The sequence below is a fragment of the Nonomuraea sp. NPDC001684 genome, from assembly GCF_053596515.1.
The window spans coordinates 1-12,269 of record NZ_JBSFGJ010000284.1 but is presented as its reverse complement, the minus strand read 5'-3'; the positions used below and the strand labels follow the sequence as shown (position 1 = coordinate 12,269).

General features: G+C 71.5%; 14 protein-coding genes and 1 tRNA gene. 12 read left to right on the top strand and 3 right to left on the bottom strand.

Annotation, left to right across the window (positions count from 1 at the left end):
* From ACWCSD_RS35355 to ACWCSD_RS35340, 4 genes are all read left to right on the top strand, one after another.
* Positions 1-264: hypothetical protein (locus ACWCSD_RS35355; RefSeq protein WP_449921492.1), on the top strand; the 264-nt coding region annotated here is incomplete at its 5' end.
* On the top strand, positions 261-815 hold the full coding sequence (locus ACWCSD_RS35350; protein WP_352354283.1) for a hypothetical protein: 555 nt from the start codon (positions 261-263) through the stop codon (positions 813-815). The genes ACWCSD_RS35355 and ACWCSD_RS35350, both read left to right, overlap by 4 nt.
* 50 nt (positions 816-865) lie before the next feature.
* Positions 866-1,216 (top strand): hypothetical protein, encoded by a 351-nt coding sequence (locus ACWCSD_RS35345; protein ID WP_358298060.1) that lies wholly within the window; start codon positions 866-868, stop codon positions 1,214-1,216.
* 206 nt (positions 1,217-1,422) lie between these two features.
* On the top strand, positions 1,423-1,983 hold the full coding sequence (locus ACWCSD_RS35340) for a hypothetical protein (RefSeq protein WP_358298058.1): 561 nt from the start codon (positions 1,423-1,425) through the stop codon (positions 1,981-1,983).
* Between the two features lie 38 nt (positions 1,984-2,021).
* On the opposite strand, the gene ACWCSD_RS35335 is transcribed toward ACWCSD_RS35340, so the two are convergent.
* A complete protein-coding gene (locus tag ACWCSD_RS35335) occupies positions 2,022-2,606 on the bottom strand; it encodes a hypothetical protein (RefSeq protein WP_397159576.1) in 585 nt (194 codons plus the stop codon).
* Between the two features lie 141 nt (positions 2,607-2,747).
* Here ACWCSD_RS35335 and ACWCSD_RS35330 point away from each other — a divergent pair.
* The 4 genes from ACWCSD_RS35330 to ACWCSD_RS35315 all read left to right on the top strand — a co-directional run bounded on the left by ACWCSD_RS35330 (position 2,748) and on the right by ACWCSD_RS35315 (position 6,058).
* Positions 2,748-2,843 (top strand) — tRNA-Sec (locus tag ACWCSD_RS35330).
* An 18-nt stretch (positions 2,844-2,861) separates the two neighbouring features.
* Positions 2,862-3,323 carry a rhodanese-like domain-containing protein gene (locus tag ACWCSD_RS35325; RefSeq protein WP_449921494.1) on the top strand — a complete coding sequence of 154 codons (462 nt, stop codon included), beginning with the start codon at positions 2,862-2,864 and terminating at the stop codon, positions 3,321-3,323.
* Complete coding sequence (selB, locus tag ACWCSD_RS35320; protein ID WP_449921487.1) at positions 3,314-5,050, top strand: selenocysteine-specific translation elongation factor; 1,737 nt, start codon at positions 3,314-3,316, stop codon at positions 5,048-5,050. The genes ACWCSD_RS35325 and selB overlap by 10 nt, the downstream gene beginning before the upstream one ends.
* 297 nt (positions 5,051-5,347) lie before the next feature.
* Positions 5,348-6,058: a helix-turn-helix domain-containing protein gene (locus ACWCSD_RS35315; RefSeq protein ID WP_397159580.1), complete on the top strand. Its 711-nt coding sequence runs from the start codon at positions 5,348-5,350 to the stop codon at positions 6,056-6,058.
* Here the strand turns inward: ACWCSD_RS35315 and ACWCSD_RS35310 are convergent.
* Positions 6,040-6,618, bottom strand: coding sequence for a dihydrofolate reductase family protein (locus tag ACWCSD_RS35310; protein ID WP_364339264.1), 579 nt, complete (start codon positions 6,616-6,618; stop codon positions 6,040-6,042). The two genes, ACWCSD_RS35315 and ACWCSD_RS35310, sit on opposite strands and share 19 nt — an antisense overlap.
* A gap of 178 nt (positions 6,619-6,796) precedes the next feature.
* Positions 6,797-7,426 (bottom strand): TetR/AcrR family transcriptional regulator, encoded by a 630-nt coding sequence (locus ACWCSD_RS35305; RefSeq protein WP_449921483.1) that lies wholly within the window; start codon positions 7,424-7,426, stop codon positions 6,797-6,799.
* Between the two features lie 177 nt (positions 7,427-7,603).
* Here ACWCSD_RS35305 and ACWCSD_RS35300 point away from each other — a divergent pair, with 177 nt between their 5' ends.
* From ACWCSD_RS35300 to ACWCSD_RS35285, 4 genes are all read left to right on the top strand, one after another.
* On the top strand, positions 7,604-8,296 hold the full coding sequence (locus ACWCSD_RS35300; RefSeq protein ID WP_449921480.1) for a hypothetical protein: 693 nt from the start codon (positions 7,604-7,606) through the stop codon (positions 8,294-8,296).
* A 179-nt stretch (positions 8,297-8,475) separates the two neighbouring features.
* Positions 8,476-8,919, top strand: coding sequence for a DUF1707 domain-containing protein (locus ACWCSD_RS35295; protein WP_397159586.1), 444 nt, complete (start codon positions 8,476-8,478; stop codon positions 8,917-8,919).
* Positions 8,916-9,683 (top strand): ABC transporter ATP-binding protein, encoded by a 768-nt coding sequence (locus tag ACWCSD_RS35290; RefSeq protein WP_397159588.1) that lies wholly within the window; start codon positions 8,916-8,918, stop codon positions 9,681-9,683. The genes ACWCSD_RS35295 and ACWCSD_RS35290 overlap by 4 nt, the downstream gene beginning before the upstream one ends.
* The gene (locus tag ACWCSD_RS35285; protein WP_449921478.1) at positions 9,680-12,208 is read left to right on the top strand and encodes an FtsX-like permease family protein; all 2,529 of its coding nucleotides are present in this window, start codon (positions 9,680-9,682) and stop codon (positions 12,206-12,208) included. Before ACWCSD_RS35290 ends, ACWCSD_RS35285 begins: the two co-directional genes overlap by 4 nt.
* Positions 12,209-12,269 lie beyond the last annotated feature (61 nt).

Below are 12,269 nucleotides of genomic sequence, written 5' to 3'. Positions count from 1 at the left end.
TGCGGTTGTTTCGGGAACGGCGGCGCGGTGCTCGGCTGGCGCCAGGTGCTGTACCTCCCGCTGTGGCTGGCGCTTGCCGTGCTGGCCGAGGCGAACCCGCCGACCTGGACCGGGCAGGAGGGCCTGCTCGGCCTGGCCGTGGCGCTGCTGGCCATGGTCGCCTGGAAGCTGAGGGCCGAACTGCGCCTGTTGCGCCCGCTGCGGGAGGACCGGATGGTGCTTCCCGATCCCACCCAACCCGAAGCGGAGGTGCACGCCGCATGACGACGGTGCTGCTCATCGTGATCTGCCTGCTGGCCGTGGTGCTGTTCGTCCAGATCGGCGCGCAGGTGGAACTGTTCCAGCAGGTCAAGCAGATCCGGGGCTACCTCGACATGGAGGACAAGCCCACCCCGGTGGAGCTGGGAACCCTGGAGGGTGCCCCGCCGAGCCGCTTCGGCCTGCCGGCGGCCCTCGACGAGGCCGAGCGGGCCATGGTGCTGTTCCTGTCCAACAAGTGCGAGACCTGCCACAACCTGGCGTCGGCGCTGCGTGGGGGAGCGGTGCCGCCATCGATGTGGGTCGTGGTCGTCCCGGTGTCCGGGGACGGCAACGAGTTCATCGCCGAGTTCGGGCTGTACGGCGAGCGGGTCGTCCTCGACGAGGACGAGAGCATCGTCGGCAGCATCGGGCTCGACATCACACCCGTCGCACTCCACGTCACCGAGGGGAAGCTGACACGGGCCCACACGGTGCCGACGGTCAGGCAGATGTACGCGGCCGCCCCTGTTCCCTACAAGCACAACCTGGCCGGCAAGCCCTCCGTACGGCACTGATCCGATTTCACCCCACGGCCAGAGAGGCCAACATGGATCACCTCCACAAAATGTCGGAAGGACCGGACGCGTCGAACCGGCGAGGATTCCTCGGCTGGATGGGCAGGGTCGGCGTCGCTGCGATCGGCGCGGTCGCGGGCGCGACCGTGATGACCAAGCCGGCGGCGGCGGCGAACTGGCGTTGCTGCAACCTCGCCCTCCCCAACACGTTCTGCAAGACCAACAGCAGCGGACAGTACGTCTGCCCGTCCGGCTACAGCATGAAGGTGTGGCAGTGCTGTAGCGGCTCGGCGCCGTACCAGCGGAAGTACGCCTGCGGTGAGTGCACGAAGGGCGCCGACTGCGGTTCGGGCCCGTTCATCTGCTCGGCCGGCTGGACCGTCAACGCCAACGGCTGCTGACAGCGACCGGGTGGCCGGTCCGGCGCGATGGCCGCGGCCGGCCACTCCGGATGGAGGATGTCGTGTCCCTTGACACCTGGCTGACCTTCGCGCTGCTCCTGCTCATCGCGAGCGCGGGCTTCGCGCAGTTGTTCAGCTTTTGAGGCCTTTCCTTCGTCGGATACCTCCGCCCCCTGGTCCAGGGGAGAGTTCCCGGGGAGAAGCCCATGTACCGGCCGATCCTCATGCTCATGCTCGGCTTCAGCCTCTCCGCGCTGCTCGCGTACGGGCTGGTGCATCTGCTCGGCTCCGGCCTGTTCGGCGGAATGCCGGGGACGGGCGCCAAGCTCGCCGCGGCGACGGTGATGCTCGCCTGCCTGGTCATCGACTCCGGCCTGTTCGGGCTGCGCACGCCCATGTGGCGGCGGCAGACTCCGCAGCAGCATTTCTACCGGTTCGGCCCGGCCAGGGGAGCGCTCCTGTGGGGGCTGGACACCGGCCTGGTCCTGACCACGTTCAGGGTCACCTCGCTCACCTGGGCGGCGCTCGGCGTCACGCTGTTCGGGCTGGTGCCGTGGTGGGCGGGTCTCGCCTACGCGATCGGCTTCACCTGGCCGGGTTTCGCGCTGGTCGCGATCGTGCCGTCGTCGAAGGACCTGGTGGAGATCCCTGAGCCGATGTGGCTGATCGACTGGCTCATGGAGAAGGAGAAGCCGGTCAGGCGGCTGATGCTGGGCCTGCTCACGGTTGTGTTCGCCGGCGTCGTCGCTTCGTCGTTCCTGGGCTGACGCGCCGCCCGCCGCTCGCGCGGGCGGCGCGTCGAAGGTCAGCAGGCGCCGTTGAAGAAGGAGATCTCACGCCGGACGACGGGCTCGCCCGGCACCCGGAACTCCAGCGGGACGCACGCGGGCTCCTTCACGTAGAAGCCGCCCACGAACATCGTGTCGTGGTCGGAGCACGCGGTGAAGGACACCGAGTGATCGGCCTCGGCCGGGGTGCGGGCGTTCCTGGACGGCTCGGAGTAGAGCAGGCCCGCGCTGTCGTGGAACTTCGCCGGGATGGACACCGTGATCGTCTTGCCCTTCCTGACCAGCGCGCCGACCTTGAACCTGTGGTCGCTTCCGTACTGCTCGGCCCGCGCGTCGCCCCACGCGAGCAGCCCGGGGATGAGCAACGGCCCCACCACGAGGTCGTCCGGCTCGGCCGTGCGGCTCGCCGTCTTCTCTCCCGGGAACTCGCCGTTGCGGTTCGCGCAGTTCAGCACCCGCGGATTCGCCAGGCTTCCCGGCCGGGCGGACGACTGCGCCGCTGTTCCCGCGTCGGCCTCCCCGGTGGCACAAGCGGTCAAGGACGGCAGCAGCGCCACCAGCGCCGCCCAGATCGATCCCCTGCGTACACCTTTGAAGATCATTATCCAGTTGTACACCTCGCCGCCGGAGGTGGCCAGACGTCAGTGGATCACCTTCGGCGGCGTGGTCGCCGTCCGCGAGTGAGTGGCTCGGCGTGAGAAAGATCTTCAGTCGGAGCCCCGGAGAGGGTTAAGATCACCAGCGGAGGCGTCCGGGTGCCTGGTGGCCCTCTCGGTCTTCAAAACCGATGGCGCCGAGCATCTCGGCGCGGCGGGTTCGATTCCCGTCCGCCTCCGCCAGACCTCACCCCTGGAGTCCTGCTGAGCATCGACGCGTTACTGGCTCGGGCGCGTGCCGGGCTGCGCCGCCTGCCGCCTGCCGAGGCCTTCGCCGCGGCGAGTCGCGGTGACGCCTTCATCGTGGACACCCGGCCGGAATTCCAGCGGCGCAGCGGCGGCGAGGTGCCCGGCGCCATCGTGATCGAACGCAACCAGCTGGAGTGGCGGCTCGATCCCCGTTGCGACGCGCGGATCCCCGAGGCCACCTCGGCGCACATCCGCTGGATCGTCCTGTGCGACGAGGGATACTCCTCCAGCCTCGCCGCCTCGACCCTCAGGCAGATCGGGCTGGCGAACGCCACCGACGTGATCGGCGGCTTCCAGGCGTGGATCGCGGACGGGCTGAGGGTGAGCCGCCCCGCCGTCCTCACCCGGCCGCGCGGTCCGGGTGAACCGGGCACGGACACCAGGCTGACGGCCGCCGAGCGCGCATGTGGGTGATCGCCACCGCCGGGCACGTGGATCACGGCAAGTCGGCCCTGGTCCGCGCGCTCACCGGGATGGACCCTGACCGCTGGGCCGAGGAACGACGCCGGGGCATGACCATCGACCTCGGCTTCGCCTGGACCACGCTCAGCTCCGGCCGGCAGTTGGCGTTGGTCGACGTTCCCGGGCACGAGCGGTTCGTCACCAACATGCTCGCCGGCGTCGGCCCGTGCCCCGCGGTCATGTTCGTGGTGGCGGCGGACGAGGGGTGGCGGGCCCAGTCCGCCGAGCACCTGGCCGCCCTGCACGCCCTGGACGTGCGGCACGGCCTGCTGGTGGTCACCCGCACCGACCTCGCCGATCCAGGACCGGCGCTGGAGGAGGCCCGCCTCCACCTGGAGGGGACGAGCCTGTCGGGGATCGACGCCGTCTCCGTCAGCGCCCGGACCGGGCAGGGCCTGCCCGAGTTGTCCGCCGCGCTCGACCGGCTCGCGGCCGGCCTTCCGGAACCGCGCCAGGACGGCCCGGTGCGGTTGTGGATCGATCGGGCGTTCACCGTCACCGGGGCCGGAACCGTCGTCACCGGCACGCTCACGCACGGCACGCTGCGGGTGGGCGACGAACTGCTCGCCGGGCCGGACCGGCTCCAGGTCCGCGGCCTTCAGACGCTCAACCAGCGGCGGGACGCGGTGTCGGCGACGGCCCGCGTCGCCGTCAACGTCAGGGGAGCCGATCGCGACACGCTGCCCCGGGGCACCCCGCTGCTGACCCCGGACGCCTGGATCACCACCCGGTCGGCGGACGTGCGCCTGGAGCCCGGCGCGGACGTCGGCCGGGAACTCGTCTTCCACCTGGGCTCCGCCGCCGTTCCGGTCCGCCTGCGCCCTCTCGGCGCGGGCACGGCCCGTCTCACCCTGGCCCGGCCCCTGCCGCTCAGGGCCGGTGACCACGGCCTGCTCCGCGATCCCGGCCGCCGGATGATCGTGGCGGGGGTGCGCGTCCTCGACGTGCGGCCGGCGCCCCTGCGACGACGGGGAGCCGCGGCGGTCAGGGGGGCCGCGCTCGCCGGCGTGACCGTGCCCACCGCCGCCGACCTGCTGCGCTGGCACGGACTGCTGAGCCGGGCCGAGCTGACCGCGATGGGCGCCGCCCCCGATGGGCCGCCGGTGACGGGCGACTGGTTCGCCGACCCCGGCCACTGGTCCGAGCTGCGGCGCCGCCTGACGGAGCAGGTGTCGCAGCGCGACCAGGGGATCACGGTGGAGGCCGCCGCCCGGCTGCTCGGCCTGCCCGACCGGCGGCTGGCGCGGGCGCTGGCCGCCGAGCCGTTGACGGTCAGAGCAGGGGTGATCATCGATGGCGACCGGGCGCGGGCGCCGATGCCGCCGCAGGTCGAGAAGGCCGTCGCCCGGCTGCGGAGCGACCTCGCCGGCCGTCCCTTCGACGCCCCCACCGCCGAGCGCCTGACCGAGCTGCGACTGACCGGCGCCGCCCTCGGCGCGGCCATGCGTGCGGCGGCGTTGCTGCACATCGGGCGGAACGTCGTCCTCCTGCCGGACGCGCCGGAGCAGGCGGTCGCCGTGCTGAGCACGCTGCCCGCGCCCTTCACCGTCAGCCAGGCCCGCACGGCCCTGGGCACGAGCCGCCGCGTCGCCGTACCGCTCCTGGAGTACCTCGACGCCCGGGGCCACACCCGTCGGGTCGACAACGACTCCCGGATCTGCCTTCCACCCGCCCAGTAGCAGTCGATGAAGCCGACGACCCATCCCCGGTCGCTGATGTCGAAAGCCTGGGAGGAGTTCATCCGCACGTCGGTGGGCAGCAGTGCCGCCGTGCCGGTCGCGGCGGCTGCCGGGGACGCGAGCGGGGCCGAGCACGTGAGCGCGACCATGGTCAGGGCCGTGGCCATGAGGGGGCCCGGGGCGGATCGGTGTCGCGATCGACGTAAGGGGCCTTTTGCTGGAAATCCCTCACCACTTCCTTACGTCTCCCCATGATCCGCTCGCGGGACCGGAGGCCCTCGCGCGTATCCTTCCTTCGTGGCACTGCGGTTCGAGACACGCGCGTCCGATTCACCGTGGGTCGAGGCCGTGTGGAGCTGTACGAGCGAGCACGTCGCGGAGATGACCTCCGTCGCAGCGGTGAGCTGGGGGCTTGTCTTCTGGGAGCGCGAGGGCAGGGCGCACGCGGGCATCTCCGGTCCCGAGACCAGGTCCGGCACCGCGCCGGTGCCGGAGGGCTCGACCTTCGTCGGCATCGAGTTCGCCGTAGGCACGTCGCTGCGCGCCGTCCCCCCGCCGGCCCTGGTCGACGGCGGCATCGAGCTCCCTGACACCACGGGCAGGACCTTCGTGCTGGACGGCGTCCGCTGGGAATCTCCCGCCCCCGACGACGCCGAAGCTCTGGTCGGCCGTCTGGTCCGCGCCGGGGCCCTGGTCCGTGACCCGCTCGTCGCCGACGTTCGCCGAGGTCATCGTCCAGCGGTCTCAGGACGAACCGTCGAACGCCGGTTCCGGGCGGCGACCGGGCTGACCCAGGGCGCCATACGGCAGATCGAGCGTGCACGCAGGGCCTCGGTGCTCCTGGCCGCCGGCGTCCCCGTCGCCGATGTCGTCTCGGGGCTGGCGTATTTCGACGAGCCACACCTGGCCCGTGCGCTGCGCCGGTACGTGGGGCGTACGGCGCGGCAACTCCGAGAGGGCACCGGCGGTGCGATCGCCCTGGACCTGGATCAGCTGACGACGTCGTAGATCAGCTTCACGATCCCGTTGGGGTAGGCAGCCGACGCCCGGAGGCTCAGCACCTGCTTGTCCCTGTCCGCTTCCGTGAACAGGCTCTTCCCGGCCCCGAGCAGCACCGGGAAGACGAGAAGGTGGTACCGGTCGATCAGGCCCGCCTCCGACAGCCGCCGGGCGAGCTCCGCGCTGCCATGGATGAAGATCGCGCCACCTTCGCTCTTCTTGAGCTCGACGACGTCCTCGGCCGAGCGCAGGATCGTCGTCGGCCCCCATCCCTCGACGAGGGCGTCCTCGGACAACGTGGTCGAGACCACGTACTTGGGCAGATCCTTGTAGGCGGCGTGGTCATCCGAATCGCGCCAGATCGGCGCGAACGCCTCGTAGCTCCGGCGGCCGAACATCAGCGCCGTCGTCTCCTCAAGCTCCTCGCCTTTCAGTGAGAAGGCCTCGGGCAGGAATTCGATGTCCTTGACCACCCAGCCGCCGCTGCGGTGCTCCTCGCCGGGGCCACCGCCCGGGGAGTCCACAACGCCGTCAAGCGACATGAAACCGGTATAGATCAGATCACGCATGTGCTGTTCTCCTCATGGTCCGGCGACACGGGGTCGCCAGGTGGATCGGCAGGCGGGCCGTAGCGCCATGCCGACGCAGCGGCGGAACGCCTGCGCCCATGCTACGAACCGGTCACCGCGGCCGTCTTGTACGGAAACGACGGCATCACGAGCGACCGGGCCTCGGTGAGCGCACCTGTCAACCTTTCTGATCCGGCCGGACGGTGTACGCTCCCGCCTTCGCGGCGGCGACGGCGGCCGCGGCGGCCTGTTCGGCGACGGTCTCGTCGATGGGTTCATGGCTGACGAGCATCCGGTAATAGAACGGCGCGCCGACCGACCGGATCACCTGGATCGGGTCGGTGTCGGGCGGGAGGTCGCCGCGTTCGATCGCGTGCCGCACCGACTCCGCGGCCAGGTCGTTGCGGGTCCGGAAAAAGTCGTGCAATGCCTGCGCCGCCCTCGGGTCCAGCACTGCCGCCGTGATCAGTCCGAGCATCGCCGGGCGCCGGACCGGGTCGTTGTAGAAGCGGTGGATGCCCACCGCGAGCCCGCGCAGGTCCACCTCGATCGACCCGGTGTCCAGGAGCGGCACCTCGGACCTGGACAGGTCGGCGATGAGCTCGACCAGCAGGCCCACCGGGTCGCGCCATCGCCGGTACACCGTGCTCTTGGCGACGCCTGCGATCTCGGCCACGCGTTCCATGCTCAGCTCCGCGTACCCGTGGGCCTCCAGCTCGGCACGGGTGGCGGCCAGGACAGCGGCGCGCACCCGTTCGGTACGCCCGCGCGGTCGCATCGTGCCCGGTGCCGGGCGCTCCTCGGACAACACATGCTCCTTCGCTCGCCTGACCCTCAGTCTAACGCAACCGGAGTCTCCTTTGAATGCCGAAATAGGCACCTAAGAAAACCAGGGTTGTATTAGCGAGGCTCTAGGGCTACGTTGAGGATCGGTTAACGAGATCCCAGTTTTATTTGTCACCCCTCTCGTGAGGAGGACACCGTCGTGTCCGAGACCGCCATCCGCAGGTACGCCGGCCTGTCCGGCCTGGTCGCCAGTCTCCTGATCGTCATCCAGGTCCCGCTGTACTTCATCTACGAGACCCCGCCGGACTGGGACGTCCTGACCCGCAGCCTGTTCGGCATCACCGGCTGCACCGTCTACATCGTCTACTTCGTCGGGCTCCGCCAGCTCATCCGTCACGTCGACCCGGCCTACGACTGGGTCGCCGGCATCGTCCAGAACGCCGGCCTGCTGTGGGTGGCCATGGTGTTCGTCCCGCAGTCCATGGAGGTGGGTGCGGCGATCACGGTGGACCACGACATCGACACCACCATGGAAGGGCCCTTCGCCGGCGCCCAGTACCTCATGCAGGGCGCCGTCTCCAGGCTGCTCATGGGCCTCTTCCTGATCGCCCTGGGGATCGCGGTGTCCCGGCTCGGTCTGCTCCCGCGCTGGGTGGCGCGCTCGGCCTACGTCCTGGCTGCGGTCAACCTCGCCTTCCTGCCCGCCGTGTACTTCGGCGGCGACGCCGCCGACTTCTACAGCGCGCAAGGCTGGGGCACCACCGCCAGCATGGGCGCCCTCTGGAGTCTGTGGACCCTCGCCGTCAGCGTGAGCCTGCTACGCGGCGCTCGCCGTACCGCCCCCGCAGTCCCCGGCGCCGGAACGGCCGCGGTCGTGGCACCTACGCAATAGGCCAGAAGCGGATCGAAAAGCTGAAAAAAGGATGCGACTCCCACGCATTCGTCGAGCAGTGGCGGCGCAAGGCTGCGCCGCCACTCCAAGAAACCGCCACTCCAAGAAACCGCCACTCCAAGAAATCGGAGACCTTTCATGTCCTGCACTGATTCGCGCCCAGAAGCCGGAGGCCGGAAGTGAGTGACGCAAGCAGCGCACGGACTCTGCCGAGGCGCCTGCTCACCCCCGGCCGGATCCCCGTGTCGCCGGGAGAGCGCCAGGCGGCGGCCGACCGGATCGACCGAGCCAGGCTCGGCGGATCGATCTCGCCAGAGCAGGCCGACGAACGGCACGCCAAGGCGTCCACCGCCGGAACGCGGGACGCCCTGGGCGCGGCCCTGACGGGCCTGCCGGGCGTGGCGCCGACGGTCCTGCCGCGCCTGCTGAGCGTCGTCACGCTGGTGTGGTCGGGCATGGTCCTTGTCCAGTTCGTCGTCTGGCTGGTGATCTGTGCCGTCACCGCGCGGTTAGCCGACGCGTGGTGGTTATGGAGCGTGCTGGTCGGCGGTGTCGTGGTGGGCGCGGTGTGGCTCGCCGCCGAAGGGCAGTACCGCGGCCGGCTGTCGGGAGACTCCCGATGACGCCGGCTGACGCGCCGGTCCTTCTCGACCGGGTGCGCAAGACCTACGGAGACGGCGGCAACGCGGTGACGGCGCTCGCCGAGGTGTCCGTCGGCTTCCCGCCGGGCAGCTTCACCGCGGTCATGGGGCCGTCAGGTTCGGGCAAGAGCACGCTGCTCCACTGCGCGGCCGGGCTCGACGAGCCGACCTCCGGCACGGTGACCCTCGCCGGCCGGTCGCTGGCCGGGATGAGCGAGACCGACCTGACCCTTCTGCGCCGCGATCACGTCGCCTTCGTCTTCCAGGCGTTCAACCTCATGCCCGCGCTGGACGTACGCCAGAACGTCACCCTGCCCGACCTGCTGGCCGGTCGTGACCCCGACCCCGCCTGGGTGTCGGAGGTCATCGGCCGGGTCGGCCTCAAGGACCGGATCGCGCACCGGCCGGGCGAGCTCTCCGGCGGCCAGCAGCAACGGGTGGCCATCGCCCGTGCGCTGGCGAGCAGAGCACCGGTGATCTTCGCGGACGAGCCGACGGGTGCGCTGGACAGCCGGACGGCGGTCGAGGTGCTCACGCTGATCCGCGACCTCGCCCGCGCCGGGCGGACCATCGTGATGGTGACCCACGACCCGGTCGCCGCGTCGTACGCCGACAACGTGATCTTCCTCCTCGACGGCCGGTTCGTGGCAGAGGTCCCCTCACCCACGGTCGCGGAGGTGGCCGACCATCTGGCCCGGCTCGGCTCCCCGGCGAAGGCGCACGAGACGGCGCAGGGCCGGCGGTGATCAGACTCTCCCTGGCCGGCCTGCGCTTCCGCGCCGCCCAGTCCCTCGCCACCTTCGCCGCCGTGCTGCTGGGCTGCTCGCTCCTCATCGCGTGCGCCGGGCTCTTCGAGTCGGCCGTCCGCCTCGAAGCTTCGGCGCAACGGCTCGCCGGGGCCCCCGTCGTCATCGCCGGATCAGCCGGTTTCCACCTGCCCGACGAGGAGTCGGAGACCGTGCCCTACGCCGAACGGCCGCGCGTGGACACGTCCCTGGCGGCTGCGGTCCGTGGCGTTCCCGGCGTCGGCCGGGCGATCCCGGACGTGTCCTTCCCGGCGGCCGTGGTCGTGGGCGACCGGCTGCTGGGGACGCCGCTGGCGGGACACGGGTGGGCTTCGGCCGCGCTCGCCCCGTACGCGCTCATCCGGGGCGCGGAGCCGCGCGTCGCCGGTCAGGTCGTGCTCGACGCCGCCCTGGCCGGCCGAGCGGGCAAGCAGCCGGGCGACACGGTGGACGTCGTGGTCGGCGGTCAGTCGCAGCCCTTCACGGTGACCGGTGTCGCGCGGCCACGACACCGCGTCGACACCCTGGCGATCTTCTTCTCGGCCTCGGACGCGAGGCGATTCTCCCCCCGCCCCGGGACGGCCGACGTCATCGGCGTGCTGCCCACCGTCGGCACCTCGGCCGAGGACCTGGCGCGGCGCCTGGTGGGCCGGCTGCCCCCGGACCTGACGATCCTCACCGGCGCCGATCGCGGCAGGGCCGAGTTCCCCGGCCTCGCCGCGAGCCGGCTGCCCCTGATCCTGCTGTCGAGCATCTTCGGCGGCCTGGTGCTCGTGGTCATGGCACTCGTGGTGTCCGCGACGATCAGCCTTTCGGTACGCGGGCGGCGGCGGGAGCTGGCGCTGCTCAGGTCCGCCGGCGCGACACCCCGGCAGGTCCGTCGCATGGTGGTGGCCGAGACGATGATCGTGTCCGTGCTTGCCGCACTCGCCGGAACACCGCTCGGGGGCCTGCTCGGCCATTCGATCTTCGAGCTGAGCGCGCAACGCGGTGTCGTGCCGCCGGAGCTGCGGTTCCGGCCGAGCGTCATCGCGTTCGCCGCCGGGCTCCTCCTGGCCCTGCTGATCCCGTGGCCGACCGCCGCACTCGCGGCGTTGCCCGCCGCCCGCGTACGGCCCGTCCAGGCACTGGCCGAGGCCGCCATCCCCACGGCGGCCGTCGGGCCGACGCGCCGGCTGCTCGCCGTCCTGCTGGCAGGCGCGACCGTGGTCCTGGCCGCGACGACGATGTTCCTGGACCCGGACACCGCCTCGGCCGTGGGCGGCCCGGCGGTCCTGACCGGAGGCGTCGCCGTCGCGCTGGTCGGCCCGGAGCTCCTCGACCGGCTGGTCGGCCGGGCGGCCCCCCTCATCAGGAGGATCGGCGGGCGGGGCAGCGTGCTCGCCGTCATCAACACGCGGGTCAGAGCCGTGCATTTCGCATCCGTGCTCACGCCGCTCGTGCTGGCCACGGCCATCACGCTGAGCAACGTGTACGCCCAGACCACCCAGGACGACGCCGCCGTACGCCGCCAGGCGGCGCAGTTCCAGGCGGACGCCGTCATCACCGCCGAGACCGGCGTCCCGGCCGCTCTCCTGACGCAGATCCGCCGGACACCGGGCCTGGCCGGCGCCTCGACGCTCGTGTCGAGCAGGGGCTGGATCGAGAAGCCCTATGACTCCCGTGGCAGCGACCCGGGCACCCTGCTGGGCATCGACGTCCAGGACGAGGCGCCGATCCTGGCCGCCGCGGTCACCTCGGGCTCGCTGCGCGACCTCACCGGCGAGAGCGCCGCCCTGCCCGCGGCTCAGGCGGAGGACCTCGGCATCAGGCTGGGCGACCGGATCACGGTACGGCTCGGCGACGGCACATCGGTCGAGGTGCAGGTCGTCGCCTTGCTCGACAGTTCCCCCGACCACGGCGCCGTCGTGCTGCCCGCCGCGCTGCTGGCCCCGCACACGACCGCCGGCCTGCCGTCCGCGATCCTCGTACGCGCCCTCTCGGGCCAGGACACGCTGGTCAGCAGGCTCGAACGACAGACGGCGGGCCGGCCGGGCCTCGCCGTCGGGGACCGGAGCCGCCTGTCGGCGATGTTCTCCGCGGAGCTGGGGGTGCAGGCCTGGATCAGCTACCTGCTGGCCGCCCTGGCCATCGCCTACGCCGCCGTGGCCGCCGTCAACACGATGGCCGTGTCCGTGCTGTCCCGGCGCCGGGAGCTCGCCGCCCAGCGCCTGGCCGGCTCCACCCGCCGGCAGGTACGGCGGATGCTCCTCGTGGAGGTCTCCGTCGTGGCCGCGATCAGCATGGCGGTCGGCGCGGTGATCGCCGCGTTCACCGTCCTTCCCACGGCCGTCGCGGTCGGATCGATCGTGCCGACGGGCCCGTTATGGGTGCTCCCGGCGATGATCGCCGTGATCGTGCTGATCGTGGCGCCGGTCACGCTCGTCTCGTCCCGGTCCGCCATGCGGCGCGGCCCCGTCGAAGTGATCGGGTCTCCGGTCTCCTGAGCCAGGAGTCTCCCGTGTCACCCACATTGAGGAACCAACCCATGAGAAACGTCCTTCGGAC

Bases quoted from the DNA above. Each gene is read 5' to 3' on its own strand.
- ACWCSD_RS35310 (WP_364339264.1), bottom strand. From the start codon at position 6,618: ATGCGTGATCTGATCTATACCGGTTTCATGTCGCTTGACGGCGTTGTG.
- ACWCSD_RS35350 (WP_352354283.1), top strand. From the start codon at position 261: ATGACGACGGTGCTGCTCATCGTGATCTGCCTGCTGGCCGTGGTGCTG.
- ACWCSD_RS35290 (WP_397159588.1), top strand. From the start codon at position 8,916: ATGACGCCGGCTGACGCGCCGGTCCTTCTCGACCGGGTGCGCAAGACC.
- selB (WP_449921487.1), top strand. From the start codon at position 3,314: ATGTGGGTGATCGCCACCGCCGGGCACGTGGATCACGGCAAGTCGGCC.
- ACWCSD_RS35345 (WP_358298060.1), top strand. From the start codon at position 866: ATGTCGGAAGGACCGGACGCGTCGAACCGGCGAGGATTCCTCGGCTGG.
- ACWCSD_RS35340 (WP_358298058.1), top strand. From the start codon at position 1,423: ATGTACCGGCCGATCCTCATGCTCATGCTCGGCTTCAGCCTCTCCGCG.
- ACWCSD_RS35335 (WP_397159576.1), bottom strand. From the start codon at position 2,606: ATGATCTTCAAAGGTGTACGCAGGGGATCGATCTGGGCGGCGCTGGTG.